Source organism: Mesohalobacter halotolerans, assembly GCF_006120725.1.
Taxonomy (GTDB): Bacteria; Bacteroidota; Bacteroidia; order Flavobacteriales; family Flavobacteriaceae; genus Psychroflexus; species Psychroflexus halotolerans.
The window spans coordinates 410,201-434,461 of record NZ_SWMU01000001.1 but is presented as its reverse complement, the minus strand read 5'-3'; the positions used below and the strand labels follow the sequence as shown (position 1 = coordinate 434,461).

20 protein-coding genes are annotated in these 24,261 nt (G+C 35.8%); 11 read left to right on the top strand and 9 right to left on the bottom strand.

Annotated features, from left to right (window positions below):
• Positions 1–112: 112 nt before the first annotated feature.
• Positions 113–2,170 (bottom strand): M13 family metallopeptidase, encoded by a 2,058-nt coding sequence (locus FCN74_RS02045; protein ID WP_138930927.1) that lies wholly within the window; start codon positions 2,168–2,170, stop codon positions 113–115.
• A 61-nt stretch (positions 2,171–2,231) separates the two neighbouring features.
• Positions 2,232–2,624, bottom strand: coding sequence for a hypothetical protein (locus FCN74_RS02040; RefSeq protein WP_138930926.1), 393 nt, complete (start codon positions 2,622–2,624; stop codon positions 2,232–2,234).
• A 72-nt stretch (positions 2,625–2,696) separates the two neighbouring features.
• Between FCN74_RS02040 and cdaA the strand changes: the two genes are divergently transcribed.
• On the top strand, positions 2,697–3,476 hold the full coding sequence (cdaA, locus tag FCN74_RS02035) for a diadenylate cyclase CdaA (RefSeq protein ID WP_138930925.1): 780 nt from the start codon (positions 2,697–2,699) through the stop codon (positions 3,474–3,476).
• A 13-nt stretch (positions 3,477–3,489) separates the two neighbouring features.
• Here cdaA and FCN74_RS02030 read toward each other — a convergent pair whose 3' ends face one another.
• The 4 genes from FCN74_RS02030 to FCN74_RS02015 all read right to left on the bottom strand — a co-directional run bounded on the left by FCN74_RS02030 (position 3,490) and on the right by FCN74_RS02015 (position 8,620).
• Positions 3,490–3,792, bottom strand: a complete 303-nt coding sequence (locus tag FCN74_RS02030; protein ID WP_138930924.1) for a thioredoxin family protein — start codon at positions 3,790–3,792, stop codon at positions 3,490–3,492.
• An 81-nt stretch (positions 3,793–3,873) separates the two neighbouring features.
• Positions 3,874–4,866, bottom strand: a complete 993-nt coding sequence (locus FCN74_RS02025; RefSeq protein WP_138930923.1) for an ABC transporter ATP-binding protein — start codon at positions 4,864–4,866, stop codon at positions 3,874–3,876.
• 66 nt (positions 4,867–4,932) lie between these two features.
• Entirely contained in the window at positions 4,933–7,524 is a 2,592-nt protein-coding gene (locus tag FCN74_RS02020) for a T9SS-dependent M36 family metallopeptidase (protein ID WP_138930922.1), read from the bottom strand.
• 106 nt (positions 7,525–7,630) lie between these two features.
• On the bottom strand, positions 7,631–8,620 hold the full coding sequence (locus FCN74_RS02015) for an aspartate-semialdehyde dehydrogenase (protein WP_138930921.1): 990 nt from the start codon (positions 8,618–8,620) through the stop codon (positions 7,631–7,633).
• A 226-nt stretch (positions 8,621–8,846) separates the two neighbouring features.
• Between FCN74_RS02015 and FCN74_RS02010 the strand changes: the two genes are divergently transcribed.
• A complete protein-coding gene (locus FCN74_RS02010) occupies positions 8,847–11,576 on the top strand; it encodes an outer membrane beta-barrel protein (RefSeq protein WP_171047090.1) in 2,730 nt (909 codons plus the stop codon).
• Positions 11,577–11,579: 3 nt separating this feature from the next.
• Here the strand turns inward: FCN74_RS02010 and FCN74_RS02005 are convergent, their stop codons facing one another.
• From FCN74_RS02005 to FCN74_RS01995, 3 genes are read right to left on the bottom strand one after another with little or no spacing between them, the layout of a single operon-like run.
• Positions 11,580–12,017 (bottom strand): hypothetical protein, encoded by a 438-nt coding sequence (locus FCN74_RS02005; protein WP_138930919.1) that lies wholly within the window; start codon positions 12,015–12,017, stop codon positions 11,580–11,582.
• A gap of 17 nt (positions 12,018–12,034) precedes the next feature.
• Positions 12,035–12,544: an acyl-CoA thioesterase gene (locus tag FCN74_RS02000; RefSeq protein WP_138930918.1), complete on the bottom strand. Its 510-nt coding sequence runs from the start codon at positions 12,542–12,544 to the stop codon at positions 12,035–12,037.
• A 44-nt stretch (positions 12,545–12,588) separates the two neighbouring features.
• Positions 12,589–13,530 carry an HU domain-containing protein gene (locus FCN74_RS01995; RefSeq protein WP_171047089.1) on the bottom strand — a complete coding sequence of 314 codons (942 nt, stop codon included), beginning with the start codon at positions 13,528–13,530 and terminating at the stop codon, positions 12,589–12,591.
• A 127-nt stretch (positions 13,531–13,657) separates the two neighbouring features.
• On the opposite strand from FCN74_RS01995, the gene FCN74_RS01990 reads away from it, so the two are divergent.
• The 9 genes from FCN74_RS01990 to FCN74_RS01955 all read left to right on the top strand — a co-directional run bounded on the left by FCN74_RS01990 (position 13,658) and on the right by FCN74_RS01955 (position 24,113).
• Positions 13,658–14,632, top strand: a complete 975-nt coding sequence (locus tag FCN74_RS01990; protein WP_138930916.1) for a polyprenyl synthetase family protein — start codon at positions 13,658–13,660, stop codon at positions 14,630–14,632.
• 107 nt (positions 14,633–14,739) lie between these two features.
• Entirely contained in the window at positions 14,740–17,523 is a 2,784-nt protein-coding gene (locus FCN74_RS01985) for a 2-oxoglutarate dehydrogenase E1 component (protein WP_138930915.1), read from the top strand.
• A gap of 75 nt (positions 17,524–17,598) precedes the next feature.
• Positions 17,599–18,873, top strand: a complete 1,275-nt coding sequence (gene odhB, locus FCN74_RS01980; RefSeq protein ID WP_138930914.1) for a 2-oxoglutarate dehydrogenase complex dihydrolipoyllysine-residue succinyltransferase — start codon at positions 17,599–17,601, stop codon at positions 18,871–18,873.
• 104 nt (positions 18,874–18,977) lie between these two features.
• Positions 18,978–20,747: a tyrosine-type recombinase/integrase gene (locus FCN74_RS01975; protein WP_138930913.1), complete on the top strand. Its 1,770-nt coding sequence runs from the start codon at positions 18,978–18,980 to the stop codon at positions 20,745–20,747.
• Between the two features lie 167 nt (positions 20,748–20,914).
• Positions 20,915–22,060, top strand: coding sequence for a hypothetical protein (locus tag FCN74_RS01970; protein ID WP_138930912.1), 1,146 nt, complete (start codon positions 20,915–20,917; stop codon positions 22,058–22,060).
• Between the two features lie 180 nt (positions 22,061–22,240).
• The gene (locus tag FCN74_RS01965) at positions 22,241–22,792 is read left to right on the top strand and encodes a hypothetical protein (protein ID WP_138930911.1); all 552 of its coding nucleotides are present in this window, start codon (positions 22,241–22,243) and stop codon (positions 22,790–22,792) included.
• 172 nt (positions 22,793–22,964) lie between these two features.
• Positions 22,965–23,129 (top strand): hypothetical protein, encoded by a 165-nt coding sequence (locus tag FCN74_RS12020; RefSeq protein ID WP_171047088.1) that lies wholly within the window; start codon positions 22,965–22,967, stop codon positions 23,127–23,129.
• Positions 23,130–23,365: 236 nt separating this feature from the next.
• Positions 23,366–23,602, top strand: coding sequence for a hypothetical protein (locus FCN74_RS01960; RefSeq protein WP_138930910.1), 237 nt, complete (start codon positions 23,366–23,368; stop codon positions 23,600–23,602).
• 97 nt (positions 23,603–23,699) lie between these two features.
• Positions 23,700–24,113 carry a hypothetical protein gene (locus FCN74_RS01955; RefSeq protein WP_138930909.1) on the top strand — a complete coding sequence of 138 codons (414 nt, stop codon included), beginning with the start codon at positions 23,700–23,702 and terminating at the stop codon, positions 24,111–24,113.
• Positions 24,114–24,261 lie beyond the last annotated feature (148 nt).

Genomic DNA, 24,261 nt, shown 5'->3' with positions numbered 1-24,261 from the left:
CCTAAAATAATAAATTTAAATTAGTTCGTAGAAGGTAAAGAGCAATTATAGTATAATACTAAAAATGCTCTCAAATTTGAGAGCATTTTATAGTTTAGTTTGGTCAATAAGGTTACCAAATTCTCACACGATTTTCCGGAGCAATGTAAAGGCTATCTCCTTCTTTGACGTTAAACGCTTCGTAAAACGCATCTACATTTTGTAAAGGCACATATGCACGATACATCCCAGGCGAATGCGGGTCTGTTTTAACTTGAGTTTTTAAAGCTTCATCTCTCATTTTAGTTCTCCACACTGTTGCCCAGGATAAAAAGAAACGTTGTTCTGGTGTAAACCCTTCTATTTTACCTGGACTGCCATTTTCTTCAAGATACATTTGTAAGCCATCATAAGCCGCTAAAACACCTCCTAAATCACCAATGTTTTCGCCCAAAGTAAATTTACCGTCGATATAAACACTATCTAAAACTTCAATACTACTGTAGAGTTCAGCAAGCTTATCACCTCGTTCTGTAAAGTTCTCAAGGTCTTGGTCTGTCCACCAGTTTTTAAGATTGCCATCTGCATCGTATCGTGCTCCGCTATCGTCAAAGGCATGAGATATCTCGTGACCAATTACAGCACCAATACCTCCATAATTTACAGCCATATCCGCTTTATAATTGTAAAATGGAGGCTGAAGTATCGCCGCAGGAAACACGATTTCGTTATAAAACGGATTAAAGTAAGCATTGACGGTTTGTGGTGACATACCCCACTCGGTTTTATCGACAGGCTCTCCGATTTTACTGAGATCATCTCTAAAGTTCCACGCACTAACCGCAAGACGATTTTCATAATACGAATTTTCTGGTTTAACATCCAGGTCTGAATAGTCTTTAAATTCGTCAGGGTAACCAATTTTTACAGTAAATTTATCAAGTTTTTCAATAGCTTTGACCTTTGTAGAGTCGCTCATCCAATCTAGATTATTGACTCTTGTCTTAAAAGCTTCAATGACATTAGCAACCATTTCTTCTGCTTTCTTCTTGGCTTCTGGTGGAAATTTTTCATCGACATAGAGTTTACCTACAGCTTCACCTATACTCCCATTAACAACAGCTAGAGCTCTTTCATCAAGTGGTCTTTGTGCTTTAGCACCGCGAAGTCTTTTGCTGTAAAACTCCCAATTTCTTTTATCTAGATCCATAGACAGTCGTGAAGCAGAACTATTGAGTGTTGACCATTTTACTAATGTTTTAAGATCATCGATTGGACTATTTTTAAATACAGAATCCAAGGTTTTCATATATTTGGTCTGCATGACCAAAACTGTATCAGGTTGTTTTTCAATTCCCAAGTCCGTCATAAATTTTGACCAGTCAACGCTGGGTGTTAAAGTTTTGATGTCTTCAACGGCGTACCGGTTGTTGTAATTTCTAAAGTCACGACGCTCAACTTTACTCAAGCGTGGCTTAGCAAGAATAGTTTCGTACTCCAGAATAGTTTCTGCATAAGATTTTGCAGTATTGGGATTTTCACCAGTCATTTCAAATAAATCTGAAACAAAAACTTTGTAATCTTCTCGTATTTCTTTACTGTCTTCGTCATCTTTTAAATAATAATCTCTTTCAGGCAATCCCAGACCACCGGTACCGAGATAAGCTACGTTAGTATTACTGTCGTTAGGGTCTGAGTACACAAACAAACCCATAAATGGTGAGCTTAATTCCACCGGGTTTTTGGCTAAAACGGTTTGAAGACTCTCAATATCCTTAATGGTATTGATTTTTTCAAAAGACGTTTTTAAAGGTTCAATCCCGGTAGTATTCCTCGCATTGGTATCCATAATAGAATTAAACACCTGAATAGCCTTTCCCTGATCTGAATCGGCATCGTATTGACCAGATTCTTCAGCTTCTTTTAGAATTTTTAAAACATCGGCATCAGTTTGCTTTCTTAAAATACCAAATCCGCCCCAACGTACACGATCGTCTGGAATTTCAGTAGTTTCTACCCATTTCCCATTAACGTAAGTAAAGAAATCATCTTGTGGTCGAACGGAAGTATCCATATATTCGGTTTCTATACCCGGTGGATCTGTTTCTGTTTTTGGTTCACTTTGACATGCAAAGAGCAATAGTGAAGAACAAGCCAAAATGCTGAGTGTTTTAAAATGTGAAAGCTTCATGTTTTAAAGTTTAAGTTTTATATCAATTTGTTAGACATACATTTATTTAAAAAGTTACAAGTTAAGTCAGATTCAGTTCATAACCTGTTTTTTGCTCAAGTATAGATGCAAATTCATATAGAGATGATTTGTCGGCGACTTGTGTGTTAATGCCTATTGAGCGTTTATCTGATTTGATTAGGATATCACCGGCAAAATATTTAACATCTATGATGTCTTTATAATATATTTTTGGCCAACCAAACTGCGCTGTAATTTTGTGATCGTCATATCGGGCAACTTGATAAAATAAAGGTCCAACGCAAAACCCAATTAATAAAATTGTAGTTATGATATTCAAATAAGAGTCATCTTCAGTAAAAAGAGCCCAAAGGTTAATCAAAAATAATATGCCTACTACAAAAGAATATATTTTGATTAACAATAGCCTTTTTTTATTGTACTTAATCATCATAATTCAAATTTACAATTTTTTTAAAATACATTAGTAAATTCATTTTCCTTACGTTTTTATTACTTTTACACTATGGGATTAGATTTTTTAGACTTTAGAATTCTCGACCTTATCGACATCATATTGGTCGCCACATTATTGTATTATATCTATAAATTGATTCGAGGTACGGTAGCCATTAATATTTTTATTGGGATTGTCATTATTTATTTGGTCTGGAAATTGACTGATTTTCTCAATATGGAAATGTTGAGTAGCTTCTTAGGTTTATTTAGTAGTGTAGGTGCTGTGATGTTAATTGTGGTGTTTCAACAGGAGATTCGAAAATTTTTTCTATTAATTGGTTCGACAAATATTACCAATAAAAATGGGGTTTTTAAAAATTTTACTTTTAGCAGAAGTTCAACCGAGTCTCTAGATCATATTGATGATGTTGTAAATGCCTGTGCGAAAATGAGTGAAAAACAGACCGGAGCCCTCATTGTTATCCGGAGAAGCTCAAACTTAGATTTTGTGAAAAACACAGGAGATGTCATGAATATTGAAATTAACGAACCTATTATACAGTCTATATTTTACAAGAACAGCACGTTACATGATGGGGCTTTGGTGATAGAGGGCAACAAGATTACAGCGACTCGGGCAATTTTACCGGTGTCTAATGATAGAAAAATCCCTTTAAGATTTGGGTTAAGACATCGTGCTGCTGTTGGTATCACAGAAAAAACTGATGCATTAGCTTTAGTGGTTAGTGAAGAAAGTGGTCAGATTTCTTATATAAAAAATGGAGACTTTAGTATTTTTAAAGACAAAGAAGACTTAATCGAAAAAATTAAAAACGACTTGGTTTGAATTTGAAAATGTCTCAAGCAATTTTGTTGTCTTTTAAGATGGCTAACAAATCTGGGGCTTCCATAAATCCACTTTTGCGCCACACCATTTCTCCAGACTTATAAATGACAAAAGTCGGTAAAGATTTTATTCGCAAGGCTTCAGCAAGCTCTTGATTTTTGTCTACATCAATTTTGACTACTTTGGCTTTATCGCCCATTGCAGCAGCCACATCTTTTAAGACGGGGTGGAGTTGTTTGCAGTTTTCATCCCATTCTGTAAAAAAATTTAGCAGCACAGGAATTTGCAAATCAATGATTTCACCAAATTTAGACATGGGTTATCATTTTATTTATACTAAAGTAATATAAATATTGTTGATATACAAATGATTGGGTTCTTAAGCTATAGGTCTCCTTCAACTTATCTTCTCTAGATTTAAATTGTAGCGTTTTTGTAAGTGTTCTTTTTTAAAGGTTAACTTATAGGCCTTTTTGGGGGTTAAAGGTATAGGGGTTTGTACAAATACTCTTTGAGATTTCCATTGTATAATACTTTTAAAAAACTGTCCTGAAAAATATTGCTCAATCACTTGAATTTCGGGTGTCTTGGCTTCTTTAATTTCAATTTCGTAGGGATAAACTACAAGGCGTTCTTCTTTGTTGGATTGGGGCCAAATATCTTTAATTTTAAAAAAATTAAAATCACCAAAAAGTCCTGCGATATAGGGGTTTTTATTTCTTTGGTATAGCTTTAAGGGTGTATCTAAGGCGACTGTTTTTCCTTGTTTTAGTACCAGTAAATTGTCTGCAAAAGGTAAAACATCGTCTTTGTCGTGCGTTGCGATTACACAGGTCACATTTTCAGATTTTAAAAATTTTACCAGCTTGCGTCTGAGTTTGTTTTTGAAATACCTATCGATTTGAGAAAAGGGTTCGTCAAGCAGAAGTAATTGGGGTGTTTTGGCTAATGCTTTGGCTAGAGCTACCCGTTGTTGCTGACCACCGCTTAAGTTTTTTACTTTGGTGTTTTCAAATTCTTCGAGACTGACCACTTCAAGTAGTTCGCGAGCTCTGGAAATGTTTTGTTCTAAGTGTTGTCTTGATAAAGGTTTGATGATGTTTTCTAAAACACTGGTGTAGGGCATCAGCTCATAATCTTGTGTAACATATTTAAAATCTTCTTTTCCGGCAATAAGCTGGTATGAAGGACCTAAGATCTTTTCGTTATGCCAAAATAATTCACCTTGATTAGCGTCAAGTTTTCCAAAAATCAACTTGAGTAATGTGGTTTTACCACAACCGCTCTGACCTATAATTCCTAGGATTTCACCCGAATTTATTCGAAATGAAATATCATGAAGTGTAAAATCTTTGTCGTAAGAGAAATAAACTGAGTTGAGCTCTAACATTTTGTGACCGATAAAAAAGCTGAATTTAAAACAAATTCAGCTTTTTTAATAATGTAAGCGATAGATTTAATTAATGATTAATTTCTTAGAGATATCTACGCTGGTGTTTTCAATTTTTATCAAGTACACACCACTGTTTAAGCTTGAAACATTCAAATTTTGAACTTGATTAAAGTCTAAGGGTTTATTGATTATCAATCTGCCGTTCATATCAAATATTTTTAGGTTGGCACGACCAATACTTCCCCCAAGGCTTTCTATAGTCAAAATATCTTCTGCCGGGTTAGGATATAGCTTAAGGGTGTTTTCATTAAAACTTTGAACCGCTAAGTTTTCGCATGGCAAGGTGATGTTTGGTGGCAAATCAAAAGCTTCTGTTTGGTCGTTACGGTCGAATGCAGAACCTTGATTAGCGCTAAAACCCAGACCTCTATCGGCAAAAACTTTCCATATAAAACATTGATTAGCACCGTTATTTGCAAGCATATCAGCTTGTAAGATAGCGTCACGGCCATCTATAAAACCAGGATTACAGCTTTGAAGTTTCATACCATCTATTATCAATTGCATGGCTAGGTTGTTTCCGCCATTACCGTTCATTAGGTCAGGGTCAAATCCGTATTCATCAATCAATTCCCAGGTTAAATCCCAAAGCATTGTTGCCCATACAAAACCGACGCCGTGAGGCTGTGAAATATTAGGATTATTGGACAACCCGTAAGTGGCAGGATTGATGGATGTATCGGTAGTGTATCGCGCTGGTCTGATACCGTTACCTGTTGTGGGTTGACTTATAGCAAATGTTCCAATACCTCTGGGTAATCCTGCGGTATCATTAGGCTGTATGGTCATCATCAGTCCTATCCAGTCACTCCAGCCTTCTCCCATTTGCTCATCATTAAATAAACAATTAGCTTGTTGAGGACCGCCTGTTAATCTGTTGGAAATACCATGTCCGTATTCGTGAGCAATGATAACGTTATCAAAATCGCCATCGACTTCAAATGGACCATTATTGACTAAAGTTGCATTTATAGTCTGTCCATTTTGTAATTTTGAAAGTATAGCAGAACCGTCGGTCAGTGAAATCATAATGGATGGAATCGTAATATTTGAACCATCACCTCCCATGGCTATTGGGTCTCCAAAAACATTATTTATCATGATAACTGCAAGGGCGCCATTATTTTGTGCGGCTTGAATTTTGTCTACAAAAAAACAATCTCCACGGTTAATGACAACTATTTTCCCATTTAAGCTGGACGCATTGGTTAATGGGTCACAAGCATCATGAGGATCGGTTGAAGTTGAACTATCATCGTCAGAAATCAATACCAAGTCTGAGGTTATTGGTGTAGGCGTTAACCCTGGACCGAAACTCGCTTCAATTCCGGAATAATCTCCAGCAATATCTGAGGGTGAATTGATACTCAAAGGATCACTTGGTGGTCCAGGCGGTGACCACAAAAACATTTGCATTCTTGGATTAAATCCTTCTGGAGGTGTACCAAAGTTGGCGTTGTTTAAACCTGCTCCATCTTGAGCATCTGCAACAACAAAATCATTGCCAGCCCCTTGACCACTATAATTGGTCTGTTGAAAATTTCCGGCATCTTCGTCAAACCCGTGATTAAACCAAACATCATGCGTGTAATTGTTCCAAACAAATAAGTTGGTTATGGCGGCATCTTCATTAAATGCAGGTGGTAAATTGTTATCAATCGGAAAATCAAAATTTAAATTGGTGCCACCATCTGGTGAATAACCCGGGATATTATCTGCATCTCTATCTTCACTTGCTAAAACATTGTTTCCTCTTGTTATGGTGAATTCTGGACCCGCTACACCATCGGTGTCGTGCCATCCAAAAGGTGAGGCCGTTGCATCAGCAGGCTGGTTCAGCAATACTCTATTCCCGTGATTTGGCGATTCGACACCAAGCGGATAGGCTCGGTATGTAGAACCATCAGAAACAAAACTTAGTGTAGAGTTTTTATTGACCTCTATATTGTGGGGCTTACTTTGATGATGCGAATATTTACTATCAAAATTACAGCTGAGCATCCAATCGTTTTGTCTTAATATTTGTCCATTATTAGCATCAATTGAAATGCTCCACCAATGGCTCTCGTCGTGAGTTAAAATACTGAAATCCCAAGCCAATCTTAATTTGTTCTCTTCTGTTAAAACATAAGTCAGTTTTACAGGTGTGACTTCTGCTGAATCATCAGATTTGTAAATGAATTCCACATTAGAATGTGTCTCTACAAGTTCAAATGAAGTATTTATATTCAATTGATTCGTGGCCTCAGATAAAGCATTTTCAGCTGAAAGACTAGCGGTTGAAGTTTCTATTTTCTGGTCTAATTCAGTTACAAACGAATGATTAAAATTGACCACGCGATTTTGCTTAATGGCAAAACTTCCAATGGCGTTTAATACCGGTGTATTCTGATAGTTTTGTTGAACATACACGTTGTGTAGATCCATGCTTTTGGAATAGGAGGCATCGCTAATTTTAAAATCTTGTAAATCTGACCGATTGAAATTGAATTCCTCAGAAGAATTATCCAGGTAACTGGAAATTACGGTCTCAAAGTTTTGTGCCTGCAGCGATGTGATCGCCAAAAGCATGATAAGTAATGATATAGAACGCATTGAAAATTAATTTCCGTAAAAATAGAAGATTAACAGAATTTCACAAACTAACAACTGTTAATTAAGTCTATTTTCTGGAGAAAGTATGATCTTTTCAAGCTTTTTTCTAAGAAAGAAGGTGTTTATGGACGTATTCTGCAATTTGAACGGCATTAGTCGCTGCGCCTTTTCTGAGGTTGTCGGACACAATCCACAGGTTTAATCCATTCTCAATACTAAAATCTCGTCTTAGGCGTCCAACAAAAACCTCATCTTTACCTTCAGCGTAGATGGGCATCGGATAAGTATTGGTACCAGGATTATCCTGAAGCGTAACGCCGTCAAAGTCATTGAGTTTTTGTCTTACGTCATTCATTTCAAATGGCTTTTCAAACTCCAGATTAACAGATTCAGAATGACCACCAACGACAGGTATTCTTACGGCTGTTGCGACAACATTGACCGAAGCGTCTGATAGGATTTTTTTAGTTTCATTGGTCAATTTCATTTCTTCTTTGGTGTAGTCGTTATCTAAAAACACATCACAGTGTGGCAAAGCATTTTTATGAATAGGATACGGGTAAGCCATTTCACCTTTGGCATCTTGATATTCATTTTCCAGTTGTTTTACAGCTTGTACACCCGTTCCGGTGATTGATTGATAGGTAGAAACAATAACACGTTTAATTTTAAAGGTGTCATGAAGTGGTTTTAAAGCCATGACCAATTGAATCGTAGAACAATTTGGGTTTGCAATGATCTTGTCTGCTTTTGTCAGTTCTTTAGCATTGATTTCAGGAACTACTAATTTTATTTTCTCGTCCATTCTCCAGGCAGAGGAATTATCGATCACGACCGTACCGACCTCAGCGAACTTGGGTGCCCAGTCTAAAGAGGTTTGACCGCCTGCAGAAAACAAGGCGATATCCGGTTGTTTTGCGATGGCGTCTTTCACACTAATGACTTTTACAGCTTTGCCCTTAAATGTGACTGTTTTTCCGACCGATCGCTCTGAAGCAACCGCTAATAATTTTGTTACCGGAAATTGCCTTTCCTCCAATACGTTTAACATGACTTGGCCAACCATACCGGTGACTCCAACAACTGCTACAACCATAGTTTTATTTTTTGCAAATGTAAAATGTTTTTAGTGTTCTTACATCCAAGACAGATAAATTTATATTTACAAATTGTCATTTCAAATTTTACATCATCCATTTTTTATTGTCCTATGAACGAAACATGTGATAAATAAAATAAACTCCAAGATTGGTCGTTAATTTTTCTCATCCTTTTTTATGAAGTATATCTTTTCATTTATTTGCTTTTTGAGTTTGATCTGCGTGTCTGCGCAAAATTCTTTCAAAATTAGCGGTATTGTTAAGGATAGCCTTAGCCAGTCAAGTTTGATTTCCTCTACAGTATACCTAGAACGACTCAAAGACTCTAGCATGGTCTCTTATTCTATTACCGATCAAGACGGGTTTTTTGAAATTGAAGACATAGCTCAGGACAGTTTACTTCGCTTAAATGTAAGTTACACGGGGATGAGAACTTACCAGCAAACCATAAATATTAAAAACTCTCCTACTAATTTAGGCACTATTTATTTAAACTCAAAGGCTGACAAACTTGATGAAGTTACAGTAACAGCTAACCGCTCACCAATTGTTTTTAAAAAAGATACTTTAGAATTTAATGCCTCTTCATTTAAGACCCGTGATGGTGCCAATCTTGAAGCCTTACTTAAAAAACTACCAGGTCTAAAAGTCGATGCTGATGGCAATATCACGGTCAACGGTAAACCAGTGCAGCGTATATTGGTCAATGGCAAATCTTTTTTTGGGGATGACCCTAAAATCGCCACAAAAAACTTACCCAAATCTATCATAGAAAAATTGCAAGTGGTCGATACAAAGACTAAAGAACAGGAATTTACCGGTGAAGACGGTGATGCAGAAAATAAAACCATCAATATCACTATAGATGAAGACAAAAACAAAGGTATATTTTCACGGGTGACGCTTGGTGGCGGCACTGATGGCCGGTATGCGATGAGTGGCTTTGGAAATTACTTTAAAGATGACACTCGCATCAGCGTTATAGCAGGCTCAAATAATATTAATAGCCCAGGATTTAGCTTTGATGAAGTCTTTGATATGATGGGCAATGTAAGACGCGTCACAAGAAGCTCCAATGGAAGTTTTGGTGTCAATGGAATAAATTTTGGCGGTAATTCCGGGATTACAAAATCTGATAATGTCGGTGTAAGCTATGCGGATGAATGGTCAGAAAAACAAGATTTAGAGTCCAATTACTTTTACGGTGCGAATAAAACCCGTAATGAAACCTCGACACGAAGAGAAAACATTTTGCCCGACAGAACGTTTTTTACCAACTCAGAAAATACGTCTCTCAACCAGTCTGATTCTCATCGCGGAAGTCTGAACTACAGCATTAAGCCCGATACCTTAACGCGAATTTCGATAAGACCAAACATTAATATCTCTTCTGGACATAATGAAGCCTCTTCTTTTTCTGAATCTTTAGATAGTGATGGTGAGCAAATCAACCAGCTCAATACAGATAATACATCAGAATTTGATAATAAAACCTTTAGCAACAACCTGTCGTTTTCACGAAGACTCAAGACCAAAGGCGCCTATGCATCACTACGCTTTAGAAATACCAATACCAATTCTGAAAACAATAGTCTTTTTAATTCTACAAGAGAAATATTTGGCGACAATCCCAATACAGAAGTTCAAAACCAAAATATTCAAAACAGCTCGCATCGGGACGAATACAGCATTTCAGGAAGGTATAGAAATCTCTTGTTTGAAGATTTATTTTACAGTCTAAGTTACGAATATGTGAATGAGAGTGAAAAATCTGAACGAATTGTTTTTGATTTTGATGATAATACAGGTGAGTTTTCGACTTTGAATGAAGATTTGAGTAATGCTTTTACTTTGAATGCAAACAAACATATTCCTAAAGCCGGAGTGCGTTTTGACGACGATACTTTAACCCTTAGTGTAAGTGGCGGGCTAAATCGCACTGAGCTTAAAACCAACAATTTAATTCAAGACGTCAACTTTAGTAATGATTTTAACATCTTTGCTTATAGTGGTTATGTAGCTTACCAATTTAAAGATAAGTCACGCCTTTCCTCTTGGTTTAGAAACTCGACTCAAATCCCGAGCGTCAGTCAATTACAACCTGTAGTTAATCAAACCAATCCCTTAAATATCACGGTTGGTAATCCAGACTTGGACGCTTCGGTTGTTCATAATTTTAGCCTAAGTTACAGAAAATACAATTATAAAACCCGAAGTGGTTATGGTATTTACTCTTATTTTACTTATAATGAAGATCAGGTTGTCCCGGTAACAATTACAGACGAAGATTTGGTCAGAACGACCACTTATACCAACCTCAGCGGCGGTCAAAGTGCATATTTAAATTTTTACATTAACCGTAGTCTTAAAAAGTCAAAAAATCAGAATGATCGGGAACGTTTTACCATGGGCGGTGATTTCAATTTTAACTACAACAAAAATTTAGGGTTTTCCAATGCGCAAAGTTTTAGAAGTGAGTCTTACCAGTTTTCTCCTTCTGTAGATTTAAATTATGAAATTGAAGATGTAATCGATGTCGAGCCACGCTTTGGCATTACGCACAATATTACAACTTACAATTTGCAGCAAAGTCTAGATGAAGAGTTTACAAATCTTGATTTTGGTCTAGAATTGACGACCTATTGGCCCAAAAATGTAGTCTTTGGTAATGATATCAGCTATACCCAACTCGGGAACGTCAGCTCAGATTTTGATTCAGATTTTTGGTTATGGAATGTTAGTCTTGGTTATACTTTTGCCGATGAAAACGCTATTGTCAAGTTTAAAGTATACGATTTACTCGATCAAAACATCAATACAAGCCGAACCACCGGTGATGATTTTATTCAAGATACAGATCAACTCATTTTAGAGCGGTATTTTATGCTCAGTTTTACCTATAAATTCAGCAAATTTGGCGGTAAAGACCCTAGTAAGTCGAGGCGGTTTTAAACCTTAAAACCAGGCCTGCCAAGGAATTCTAGACAAAAGGAGTATCAGCGCAATGGCATAAAAAATAGAAATGGTTTTAAATTTCTTACTGGAAGACAATTTCTTTTTATGTTTAGAATAACCCATCGTTATGAAAACGATAGCCAGAATCATGGTTGTTGGGTGTTCTACGAGATATAGTCGCAAAGTTTCATCTTTCATCACACCACCCATACCAACTTCTGAAAACGCTGAAAAATAAGGCGACACAAAATACAGTACTAAACCAATAAGTAATTGCAAGTGCATCACAATAAGAGCAAACAAGGAGATTCGAAAATCATGCGCCACAAAAGGTTTTTTACCAGCTGATTTTATAATGGCATTAAAAGTGGCTAAAACTACTATGAGCAAAACTAAGTAAGCCCAGTAGGAATGTAAATGTTGAATGGCGGTATACATAAATAAAAAATTGTAGATTATTGAAATAATGCTTTAAGTTCTGTAGCTTCATGAGGGTCCATTTTTTTGGCCAAAACTAAGCTGAGTTGCTTACGTCTTAGCGCAGCTTCATAGCGCTCTTTTTCTAAATCAGTTTCAGGCTCTATTTTTGGAACGGGTACGGGATTACCCATATCATCGACAGCGACAAAGGTATAAATGGCTTCATTAGCTTTTAGCCTTCTGCCACTTTCTCTATCTTCTGTCCACACGTCTAAATAGATTTCCATAGAAGTTTTAAACGTTCTAGAAACTTTAGCCTGAACTGTCACCACGCTTCCCAATGGAATAGCTTTATTAAAGGCCACGTGGTTGACTGAAGCTGTTACCACAATTCGACGTGAATGTCTTCTTGCCGCAATACTTGCTGCGCGATCCATGCGAGCAAGCAGTTCTCCTCCAAATAAATTGTTGATTGGGTTGGTTTCGCTAGGCAAAACCAAATCGGTAAGTTCTGTTTTTGAATCTTTAGGATGTTTAATATCCATTAGCTTTTTTTTGCAAAGATAAGGTATCGTCTATGAAACCAATCTTAAAGTTCCTTAACATAAAGCCAGGCGTAAGGATTATTTTGAGATTTGATCTGGCTCAACTTTTTAAGCGCTTGTGTTTTGTCTTGAAAGCTGGCATAAACTACTTGATGAAGACCATATTTGTTTTGCCCAATATACTTAGCATCAAAGCCTTGCCTTTGAAGTTGGTTGATTTTTTTATCGACATTGGCCCTTATTCTAAATGCGCCACCAACAATATGGTACTTGCCAAAGGTTTTGGGTTTGACTTCAACAGATAAGGCCTTCAGAGGCTTTTGAACAAAAAAACTGCTTTCTTGTATTTTTTGGTCTATTAATTGTTTGGCTTTTTCTTGCTGAACGAGATTATGCGCTTTAACATCTTTCTGATAGATTTGAGAACCAACCAAGCCGGCAAGTCCTAAAGCGATGATACCAACGGCGGCGTATTTCCAATAATTTTTCTTAGGCTGAGCGTCCTTAAGTGTTTTGACTTTAGCTGCTGTCGTTATTTCTACAGGTTGTTTCTTCTCGGAGTTTTCTTGAGGAATTTCGACTTGGTCAACTTTAAACTTTGGCAAGCCATAAGCCTCAATAAGCCAATCTGTATTATCGGGTTTAAACACCAGTTTACGCTCTGTGTTCATTTTAAAGTGTCCCAAATCTTTAAGATAGATGTCAGTTTCATCTTCCAGGGTATCTTTAATTTTTTTACTGAACGTTTTAATTTTTTGTTGGGCAATTTGAAAAGAAACCTTTTCATTTTTGGCAATATGATTGGCTAATAAACCATCATGACTATCCCCCAAACTCTCGTTGAAAGTTAGGTTTTTTTTAGGCGGAAAAAAGTACCCATTTTCTAGCTTAGAGGCTTGTTTTTGTGTTACAAAGCCACCCAATCCATTAACGATAACACAATCGTGGCGGTATAAAAGTGTTTTGATGTAATATTGAATATTCATATCAAACAAAATTAAATAAATAATTGTTTCTAAAAAATTTATAATAGAAATTAAATTTTTCATGCTTTTAGCACAAAAGTTAATCTTCAGGTTCTATTTTAGCAATTTGTAATTTTATTATTTCTCGATGAAAAGTATCACAAAATACGCCGAGTCTTTTAATGCCTATCTAACCCGTAAGTGTAACAATCAAGCGCCTTCAAGCTTATTTGACCCTATAGATTACATTTTAAACCTCGGAGGGAAGCGTATTCGGCCAGCTTTAGTATTGATGACGACAGATCTTTTTGATGGTCATGTAGATCATGCATACAGCGCAGCTATGGCCATTGAAGTCTTTCATAACTTTTCATTAGTGCATGACGACATCATGGATGATGCGCCATTGAGACGACAACATCCTACGGTACATGAAAAGTGGGATATTAATACGGCAATTTTATCGGGTGATTCGATGTTGATATGGGCATATCAGTGCCTTGAAGATTACGATCAGCACTCGTTTTACACTTTAGTACAACTGTTTTCAAAAACTGCTCAGGAAGTCTGTTCAGGACAGCAGATGGATATGGATTTTGAGAATCTTGAAGAGGTAAGTATAGAAAAATACCTGGAAATGATTCGTTTAAAAACAGCTGTTCTTGTCGCTTGTGCGTTTAAAATGGGCAGTATCATTGCTGGTACAAGTTTAGAAAACCAAGACCATATTTACAGCTTTGGGATTAATCTAGGCATTGCCTTTCAGATTCAAGACGATTTACTCGATGTCTATGGCAATCCTAAGACATTTGGTAAACAAGTTGGTGGTGATATCATCGAAAACAAAAAAACATTCCTTTACCTCAAAGCCTTAGAGCTCTCTTCTGAAGATGATAGAAATCAATTAAAGCACCTATTTAGCATTAACCCAAAAAACACTCAGGCCAAAATTGAAACCGTCAAACAAATTTACGACCAATACGAGATCAAATCCATTTCTTCTGAGCGCATAGAACGCTATAAGCAAAAAGCTTTATTGTCTTTAAACCAATTAAATTTACCTGACGACAAAAAGCAAAAGCTGAAAAATTTTGCTCAAGAATTAATGCATAGAGAAGCATAATACTTAAAAATTAAGCCAAATTGGTTTAAGAGGTATAAGTGTTCGTTAAAAAAGCATATGACGTTAGAGTTAAATTCTTAAATTTGCATTATAATTCCTAAAATTATATGGATCCATTTTCCTTTTTAAACAGTATTCATCCTGACCAACTTGACGACCTTTATCAACTATATTTAAAATATCCTGATCGCATAGAGCCGAGTTGGAGAGCCTTTTTCCAAGGTTTTGATTTTGGTAAAGACGGCGCAGACGAAGTGTTGGAATCCGGGAATAATCAAGATATCAGTTTTTCTGAAAATGGTCATATCAATGGTTCTGAGGACGTCCATAAAGAGTTTCAGGTTATCAGACTTATTGACGGTTACAGAACGCGAGGGCATTTGTTTACCAAAACCAATCCCGTCCGTGAACGTCGAAAGTACCGGCCAAAACTAGACATCGAAAATTTTGGCTTATCTCATGAAGATCTAGACAAAGAGTTTAATGCCGGTGAAATTGTTGGCATTGGTAAAGCTACATTAAGACAAATCATTGACTTTCTGGAAAGTGTGTTTTGCGATGCCATAGGAATTGAATACGTCTACATCAGAAAACCTGAGATCGTCTCGTGGATTCAAGATAAAATCTATCACAACCAAAACCATCCCAAATTTAACCATGACGAAAAGAAGCATATTTTAAGAAAGTTGAACGAAGCGGTCACTTTCGAAAGTTTTCTTCATAAAAACTACATCGGTCAAAAACGGTTTTCATTAGAAGGTAACGAAAGCCTCATCCCGGCTTTAGATACTTTGATAGAAAAAGCTGCAGATCGCGGTGTGAAGGAGTTTGTGATGGGAATGGCTCATCGCGGTCGTCTTAACACACTTGCCAATATTTTTGGAAAAGACCCCAAAGCCATTTTTAATGAGTTTGAAGGGAAAGACTACGAACAAGAAGTCTTTGATGGTGACGTCAAGTACCATTTAGGTTGGACGTGTATCCGCAAGACCGATTCCGGAAAAGAAATTAATCTCAACATTGCACCAAACCCTTCTCATCTTGAAGCTGTAGGTGCTGTTGTACAAGGTATTGCTAGAGCCAAACAGGACGATCATCATATAGGTAGTGAACAAAATGTATTGCCCATTGTTGTACACGGTGATGCAGCTATTGCCGGACAAGGGATTGCTTATGAAGTAGTCCAAATGGCAAAGCTAGAGGGTTATAAAACTCAGGGAACTATTCATATTGTGGTCAATAACCAAATTGGTTTTACGACAAACTACTTGGACGGTCGCTCATCTACCTATTGTACAGATGTTGGTAAAGTCACTTTATCGCCGGTAATGCACGTAAATGCTGATGATGTAGAAGCCGTTGTACATGCTATGCAGTTTGCCCTTGCCTTTAGGATGGAATTTAAGCGTGACGTCTTTATTGACTTGTTGGGTTACAGAAAATACGGCCACAATGAAGGTGATGAGCCGCGATTTACACAGCCAAAGCTTTACAAAGCCATTTCAAAACACGATAATCCGAGAGACATCTATGTTAAAAGACTAAAAGAGCAGGGCATTATTGATGACGACTATGTCAAAACACTAGAAGAAAACTATAAAAGTAATTTGGAAGAAAAGCTTGCCGACTCCAAAAAAGAAGATACTGCTTTTGTCACGCCTATCATGCAAGAAGAATGGGAAGGCTCAGAATATGCCAACCAAGATGATATGCTAAAACCTGTTGATACATCATACGACCTTAAGAAGCTCGACAAAGTTGCAGAAATCATCACCAATCTTCCAGAGGATAAAAAGTTTATCAGGAAAGCTAAAAAGATTATTGATGCTCGTCACAAAATGTACTTTGAAGACAATGTTCTAGATTGGGGTATGGCAGAAGTTTTAGCTTATGCTTCGGTTGTCGAAGAAGGTCATGATGTAAGAATAAGTGGACAGGATGTAGAGCGCGGTACATTTTCGCATAGACATGCAGTTATTAAAGTTGAAGATAGCGAAGAAGAGGTCGTATTGCATAACAACATCAACGACAAAGCGCATTTTTATATCTACAACTCCTTACTCTCAGAATACGGTGTTGTAGGTTTTGATTATGGATATGCCATGGCTAGTCCGCATACATTGACCATTTGGGAAGCTCAATTTGGCGATTTTAGCAATGGAGCTCAAATCATGATAGACCAATATATTTCTGCTGCAGAAGATAAATGGAAAACCCAAAACGGTCTTGTTATGTTGTTACCACACGGATATGAAGGACAAGGTTCTGAGCATTCTTCTGCACGCATGGAACGTTACCTTCAGCTTTGCGCTAAAGACAATATGTATGTAGCCAATTGTACGACGCCGGCCAATTTATTTCACATATTAAGGCGCCAACTCAAAACAAAATTTAGAAAACCACTGATCATCTTTACACCAAAAAGCTTATTGAGACATTCTAAAGTGGTTTCAACCAAAGAAGACTTGGCTAATGGTGAGTTTAAAACCCTAATAGACGACCCGAATGCTAAACCGAAATCTACAAAAACACTTGTACTGTGTAGTGGTAAGTTTTATTATGACTTATTAAAACGCAAAGAAGAAGACCAAAGAAACGATGTCGCTCTAGTGCGTATTGAGCAACTTTTCCCCTTGCCAATAAAAGCAATAGAGAAGATTTTAAAGCGTTACAGTTCGGCTGAAGATGTGGTATGGGCTCAGGAAGAACCCAGAAATATGGGAGCGTATTCTCATCTTTTGTTACACTTTGACCAAGCTAAAAACTTTAGGGTTTGCAGTAGACGATTTTACGGTTCGCCGGCTGCTGGAAGTACTAAACGTTTTGAAAAACGACATCAAGAAGTCATCGATTATGTTTTTGATGCTTCTACAAATAATTTTAATTTATAAAACAATTTTTAATAAAGTAAAAGCTGATACATACAACTTGATACTTTTTAACTTTAAACTCGAAACAAAAACATTATGGCTCTAGAAATGAAAGTTCCTTCACCAGGAGAATCCATTAGCGAAGTTGAAATTGCAGAATGGTTAGTCCAAGACGGCGACTACGTCGAAAAAGATCAGACAGTTGCCGAAGTCGACAGTGATAAAGCAACCCTTGAACTGCCTGCTGAAGCAAGCGGCATAATCACCTTAAAAGCCGAAGAAGGTGATGTTGTTGAAGTAGGTGAAGTGGTTTGTCTGATAGATACTGAGGCCGAAAAACCTGCAGGAGATACTGATTCTGACAAGGATTCTGAAAAGGAAAAGGACAATGCCTCTTCCAGTGACGAGTCTAAAGACAAGACAGAAGAACAAGCCTCAAGCGATAAAGAAAGTGAGCAGAAGTCTGCATCAGACGAAAAGAAAACATACGCCAGCGGAACGCCTTCGCCAGCTGCTAAGAAAATCTTGGACGAAAAAGGTGTAGATGCCGGTGACGTAAAAGGCACAGGAAGAGATGGTCGCATCACTAAGGATGATGCCGTTAAAGCAGAAGCCAAACCTTCTATGGGAACCCCAGGTTCCGGGAGCCGAGGTGAGAGCCGTAAGAAATTGTCTATGCTGCGTCGAAAAGTGGCTGAGCGTTTGGTGAGCGCTAAAAATGAAACGGCGATGCTTACGACCTTTAACGAAGTCGATATGCAACCCATTTTTGACCTGAGAAAGCAATATAAAGACAACTTTAAAGAAAAGCACGGTGTGAGTTTAGGCTTTATGTCTTTCTTTACTCTAGCAGTGGTTCGTGCTTTAGATGAATATCCTTCGGTCAACTCTATGATAGACGGTAAGGAAATGATTACTTACGATTACAAAGACATCAGCATTGCGGTTTCGGGACCAAAGGGTTTGATGGTTCCGGTGATTCGAAATGCTGAAAACTTAAGCTTTAGAGGTGTAGAACAAGAAGTGAAACGTCTAGCAACTCGTGCTCGTGATGGTAAAATCACGGTCGATGAAATGACTGGTGGAACGTTTACGATATCCAATGGTGGTGTATTTGGCTCAATGCTTTCAACACCAATTATCAACCCGCCGCAAAGTGGTATTTTGGGCATGCACAATATTGTGGAACGGCCAGTAGCTGTAGATGGCGAAGTAAAAATACGTCCCATCATGTACGTTGCTTTGTCTTACGACCACAGAATTATTGATGGTAAAGAGTCCGTTGGTTTTTTAGTCGAGGTCAAAAAAGCTTTAGAAAACCCGGAGGAATTATTAATGGATAATAATGTCAAAAAAGCTTTAGAGTTATAGATTAAGCCTTTACAAATACAAAAACCATCTTTATTTCTTGCTTAAAGGTGGTTTTTTACTATATTTAAACCTTAATTGAGCTAAAATTTAAGGGGTTTAAGAATATGTCTGAAATTGTTTTAAGAAAAATATGGCATAGAGGACAATATCGTATTGCTGCGTTTTTTAAGTGGGATGATCTTAAAACCAGACAAAAAATGAAGCGTATTGGCGCAAGATATAGTAGAACTCATCGGTGTTGGCATTTAGAATATTGTAAAGACAATTATAATTTATTACAGAAGCATTTTGATCATTTAGTTATTGAAAAGCGACCTCAAAGCAGAGGAAAAGAAAATTCAAACGTAAAGGCAAGCGCTCAAAAGGAGCGTCAACATTTGCCCATAGCTCAAACGAGCGAACGACCGTTATCACATTCTGAAAAGACTGGTAATTCGGTACATAAATCTGAAACACATCAGATTGACCCACGATTGAATTTGAGAGTCTTGGATCCTGTAGGAAAATATTGGGTGCTTAAGATGAATTATGTGCAGTCTTACACAAAAGCTTTGAAAAAAGTGAAAGGGGTTTACTGGAACAAAACCCATAAGGCTTATATGGTGTATCGGCATCCAAAAGCAAAACAAAAGGTAGAAGCTATTTTTGGTGTTCCATTATTTGACGATGACTATTACTTTAAGCAGAATTTTTCAAAAAATCTTAATGTTGAAATTTTTAGCTATCAGCAGGACAAAAGGTATGCGTTACTGAAGTTTACCAAAGATTTTAGACTGATTGAAATTTTAAGACGGTTAAATCAATCGAAGTACACTAAATCTGAGAATGGGTATTTACTTCCTGCAACTCCAAAAAATTTAGAATCGCTTAAATTGTTGTTAAGTGATTTGAATGTAAAGATTACACTTCATGTAAAAGACGCTTACTTTAGTCGTAAGAAAACAATCAATCGAAAATCTGAACAACTCACCGGCACAAAACAAAGATTGATGGATATGGTGCCCGATAGGGCTAAGTCTTATGTTGAAGATATGGTTAATATGCTTTTAGCGATGAATTACAGCAATTCAACAATTAAGAGTTATACCAATGCTTTTATAAATTTTTTGATAGATCACGACTATTCAAATCCGCAGGAAATGAATCGTAAAACTGTGGTAAAATACTTGTCTAAGCTTTCTGAATACGGCTTAAAGTCTGCCAGTGGACATATGGTTGTGAATGCCTTAAAGTTTTACTACAAACATGTATTGGAATGGGATGACACCCAATCCTGGACAATTCCACGTCCTAAAAAAGAAAAGACCTTACCCAAAGTTTTGAGCGTTGATGAATGTAGACGTATTATTGAAGCTGTCAAACAGCCTAAACACAAGTTGATTTTGTTATTGGCTTATGGTGCCGGAATGCGGGTTAGTGAAATTTGTGATTTGCGTTGGACTGATATTGATTTTACTGAGCATAAGATTTTAGTGAAATCGGGTAAGGGTAAAAAAGACCGTCAAGTTATGTTACCTTACTCTATTGTTGAGTATTTCAATACCTATAAAGAGCTATACACAACAAAGAACTATGTTTTTGAAGGTCAAATAAAGGGGCAGCCCTATTCTACTGAGAGTTGTAGATCAATAATGAGGCGTGCTTTAAAATCTGCAGGTATAAACAAGAAGGTGAATATACATAGTTTACGACATTCCTTTGCAACACATTTGCTTGAGGCGGGTACGGACATTCGTTTTATTCAAAAGTTACTCGGTCATAATAGTATAAAGACAACTACGATTTACACGCATGTGAGTCAAAAAAGTACAAAACATATAGAAAGTCCCTTGGATAAGCTATCAAAAAATATAAAAAACACCTCTAAAGATTAAAAAAAGTGGTGTGTTTTTGACGATATATACTAGTTGTAGCCAATTCAAAAACTGAAAATAAAACAAATATTGTACTTCAATAAATACTAATATCTTCGACTTTTAAAGTTATGAAACAATCTTTAGTAAAATTACCAGGATAAAATATGATACGATATTGTTATATATTGCTGATAATTAGTTGTTTTAGTTGTAAAACCACAAAAGACAAAACACTTTATTATAGTTATGAAAAGGATACTAAAGGACATGTTTTACATGGTCCTGTTAAAAGAATATATCAATATGGTAAAATAGACACTTCAAAAGCCCCTAGAGGTAGTGATAAGTTAAAGTATTATAGTGCTGGTTTTATGGGACGTCCTTTTGATAATGGCGGTAATGGAATGGTCACATATGATACTTTAGGTATGATTATAAGTAGGCAGACCCTTAAAAAGTCAATCGACCAAAGATTTTCTGATACTGTTAAAGCACACCGTATGCATATCTACCATTATGAGTATAATCAAGAGGATGTAAAAGATAAGCTTCAATACAAACAAAGTAAAAAATTCCCTTTTTTTGTTCATAATCCTTATCGTGTTAAAATTGCCCCTAATTTTTACCAAGCCTATGAAATGACAGTAGAGAAAGATAGTTCTTATAAGAAAATTGGAAAGTTATTTGAATATTCAAGAAACAAAAATGGTCTTATATCCAAAGAAGAGCGTTTTTTCACTTTTGATTATGATTTGGATGGAAAGTACGATAAAAAGGAGTCTTCTTATTTTGCTGAATATATTTATGATGATAAAAATCAGCTCATAGAAAAAAAATATAAAATTACAGAAAAGTCACCTATGTCAATTAATATAGACGATTTTGAATTTGATGGTATATCAAAATCTTATAGTCCCATTATCCGCTACGAGTGGGATGATAAGGGTAACCTTATTACCATAACAACACACCCTGATAAGGATAGGCCAACTATAAACCATAAAGAACAATATTGGTATAATGAAGAAAACCAGCTTATAAAAAAGAGGCGTTTGCATCCACTTACTATATTAAGGAACTTCAATAAACACATTAGAGCCGTACACGATTTATATTTTGATGAACGTGGTAACGTTATAAAAATAGAAGCTATAGACGATGACCGTGAAACCGTTTATGCCACCTATTTATTTGAATATGCTGACTTTGACGAGTATGGTAATTGGACTACTTGTTATTTCTATGGAGATGGAGTTAAAACGGAAGAGCCGACAGGAGTAACCAATCGCATAATTGAATATTATGAAACAAAAGAAAAGGCAAGTGAATAAATAACTAAACGCAAGAAAGAACTGGCTACAACAATAGCTATAAGCAATAGCTCGGGTTTGGGCTGAAAAGCGAAAGTTTGGGATTTTTTGCTAACTTAGCTGAATGAAATGAAAATTTAGGCTGGTTTGCGCGCTACTGCTCATAGCCAGACCGTTCTATGCAATTATAAAAACAAATCCATGACAAAAAAAATATTACTAATATTAATAACTTTTGCTTTCATCTCGTGTGGAAAAAATAAAAGTGATGATATTTATAAAACTAAAGGCGGTGAATATGCTTCTAAAGTAGGAAATTTCGTTGCTGCTTTTCCAACAGAACCAAGTCATACTGCAATTGATAATCAAATTGGACTTGACAAGTTCCAAATTCATATGTATCGTTCGACTTTAGGATCTCAAAAAATCTTCAATGTTGAATATATTGATTATCCTGAACATATGATTAAGTCGATGTCTAATGGACAACTTTATAATCAAGGTGTGGCAAATTATGCAAATAAAATGGCGGAATCATTCAATTTACAATATCAAAAACCAGTTGAACAACACGAATTAGACGGACAAAAATTCCAACTAGAACTCAATGAAAATGCGAAAAGTAAAGGTCTAGACGGTTTTATATTGGGAAGACTATTTCGGCAAGGAAATAGGGTTTATACTATAACATATATTGGAATCGACGATGAGAGAGCAGGTTCGTTTGTAAATTCATTCAGACTGCTAAAATAACTGCATAGAACACTGCATATCGCTCATTGCGGAGTTTGTGTTTAAAACGAAGGTTTGGGATTTTCTGGAAGTTAAAAGTTTAATTGAAAAATAATCGCTAATCTACCCGCAACGAAGCGTTATGCGAGAACGTTATGCCACATTAAAAATAATATCATAAAAAAATAAAAGAATGGATGAAATAGAAAACATGAAGGATGCAGTTATATCAATGGATTTAACTCTTCAAAATATTCAGGATAGGATAATTGAAAAGGATCATGATGTTGTCCAAATATTGAACGAAATGAAAAACAAATTGTCAGAAATTAATTACAACTTAGAGAACATCAGATAATAGTTTGATGGATTATCTCTTTTTGTATTCTGTTAAATAATTTATGAATATAAATAAAAGATAATCCTTTTTGATGGTCTTTAATTTTTTTGATAATAATTCTTGCTATTTTGGAACCTCTGAATTTTTTATATAATACCTAATTATTTGAATTTAAGAAATAACTCATTAAATAATGATAGGATGAATTATACATACAACATATTAGCAATCAAACTAGAAAATGAATTAAAAAAATGAACTATCAAGAAGCTAAAATTAAATTAAAAAAAACTCAATCAAAAATAATTAAAAATGGTATAAAATATGAAACTAAAATTACACCTGTTGATGAAAATGAACTATTTAAATTTATAGAGCATTATAGGATTAACAAAAATATTGAACCTTTAAAATACTCTTCGGGAAAATTTCAAATTTTAGGATTATGGACAGATGGGGTTAACGTTTTAAAAACTAATATCAAAGACTAAATTTTTTTAATTTAGTATGTTGGAGTTAAATCACCTGGCTTGATTAACAAGTTTATTTCTGAGAAATGAAAAGTATATAAATACAAACTAAAATTATATGAAATATTTACATCTTATTGGCTATACTTTATGGTTTACAGCATCATTTTTTTGCTTTAAACTCTTTACCTGGTTGTACGATTGGTATGACGTTAGCGGTATATTATTTAAAATAATAGCATTATTAGTTACTGTTTTAGTTTTAATATTTGGCTTTTATAAAATCTTATTAGCACTATTTCTACTTGTAAATAAAAATCACAAAAATTTTAATTTAATATCAACAGGATTTTCAATAATAGGTCTATTGGGATTAATTGCATCCTATATTTATTATGGATTCGAACTTGAAATTGATAAAACTGATATATTTAGTCAATCTTTGTCACTATCTTTTGGTTTCATTTTAGTTCTTATTTTAATAAATGGTTTTATTCTATTTCCTAAAACCTTAATTAAGAGAAATAATTAAAAACTAAAAAACGTGGCATAACACTATGTATCTTCAATGGCGAGGTTTGGGAGTTGAAACGGAAAGTCTGGGATTTATTTTCTAACTTTACGATTGAAAAATAAAGGATAGTGCTTCTTTGGTCGCCACTGAAAGATACACACTCCGT

Coding starts and splice junctions, on each gene's coding strand:
- FCN74_RS02045 (WP_138930927.1), bottom strand. CDS start 2,170: ATGAAGCTTTCACATTTTAAAACACTCAGCATTTTGGCTTGTTCTTCA.
- FCN74_RS02040 (WP_138930926.1), bottom strand. CDS start 2,624: ATGATGATTAAGTACAATAAAAAAAGGCTATTGTTAATCAAAATATAT.
- cdaA (WP_138930925.1), top strand. CDS start 2,697: ATGGGATTAGATTTTTTAGACTTTAGAATTCTCGACCTTATCGACATC.
- FCN74_RS02030 (WP_138930924.1), bottom strand. CDS start 3,792: ATGTCTAAATTTGGTGAAATCATTGATTTGCAAATTCCTGTGCTGCTA.
- FCN74_RS02025 (WP_138930923.1), bottom strand. CDS start 4,866: ATGTTAGAGCTCAACTCAGTTTATTTCTCTTACGACAAAGATTTTACA.
- FCN74_RS02020 (WP_138930922.1), bottom strand. CDS start 7,524: ATGCGTTCTATATCATTACTTATCATGCTTTTGGCGATCACATCGCTG.
- FCN74_RS02015 (WP_138930921.1), bottom strand. CDS start 8,620: ATGGTTGTAGCAGTTGTTGGAGTCACCGGTATGGTTGGCCAAGTCATG.
- FCN74_RS02005 (WP_138930919.1), bottom strand. CDS start 12,017: ATGTATACCGCCATTCAACATTTACATTCCTACTGGGCTTACTTAGTT.
- FCN74_RS02000 (WP_138930918.1), bottom strand. CDS start 12,544: ATGGATATTAAACATCCTAAAGATTCAAAAACAGAACTTACCGATTTG.
- FCN74_RS01995 (WP_171047089.1), bottom strand. CDS start 13,530: ATGAATATTCAATATTACATCAAAACACTTTTATACCGCCACGATTGT.
- FCN74_RS01990 (WP_138930916.1), top strand. CDS start 13,658: ATGAAAAGTATCACAAAATACGCCGAGTCTTTTAATGCCTATCTAACC.
- FCN74_RS01985 (WP_138930915.1), top strand. CDS start 14,740: ATGGATCCATTTTCCTTTTTAAACAGTATTCATCCTGACCAACTTGAC.
- odhB (WP_138930914.1), top strand. CDS start 17,599: ATGGCTCTAGAAATGAAAGTTCCTTCACCAGGAGAATCCATTAGCGAA.
- FCN74_RS01975 (WP_138930913.1), top strand. CDS start 18,978: ATGTCTGAAATTGTTTTAAGAAAAATATGGCATAGAGGACAATATCGT.
- FCN74_RS01965 (WP_138930911.1), top strand. CDS start 22,241: ATGACAAAAAAAATATTACTAATATTAATAACTTTTGCTTTCATCTCG.
- FCN74_RS12020 (WP_171047088.1), top strand. CDS start 22,965: ATGGATGAAATAGAAAACATGAAGGATGCAGTTATATCAATGGATTTA.
- FCN74_RS01960 (WP_138930910.1), top strand. CDS start 23,366: ATGAACTATCAAGAAGCTAAAATTAAATTAAAAAAAACTCAATCAAAA.
- FCN74_RS01955 (WP_138930909.1), top strand. CDS start 23,700: ATGAAATATTTACATCTTATTGGCTATACTTTATGGTTTACAGCATCA.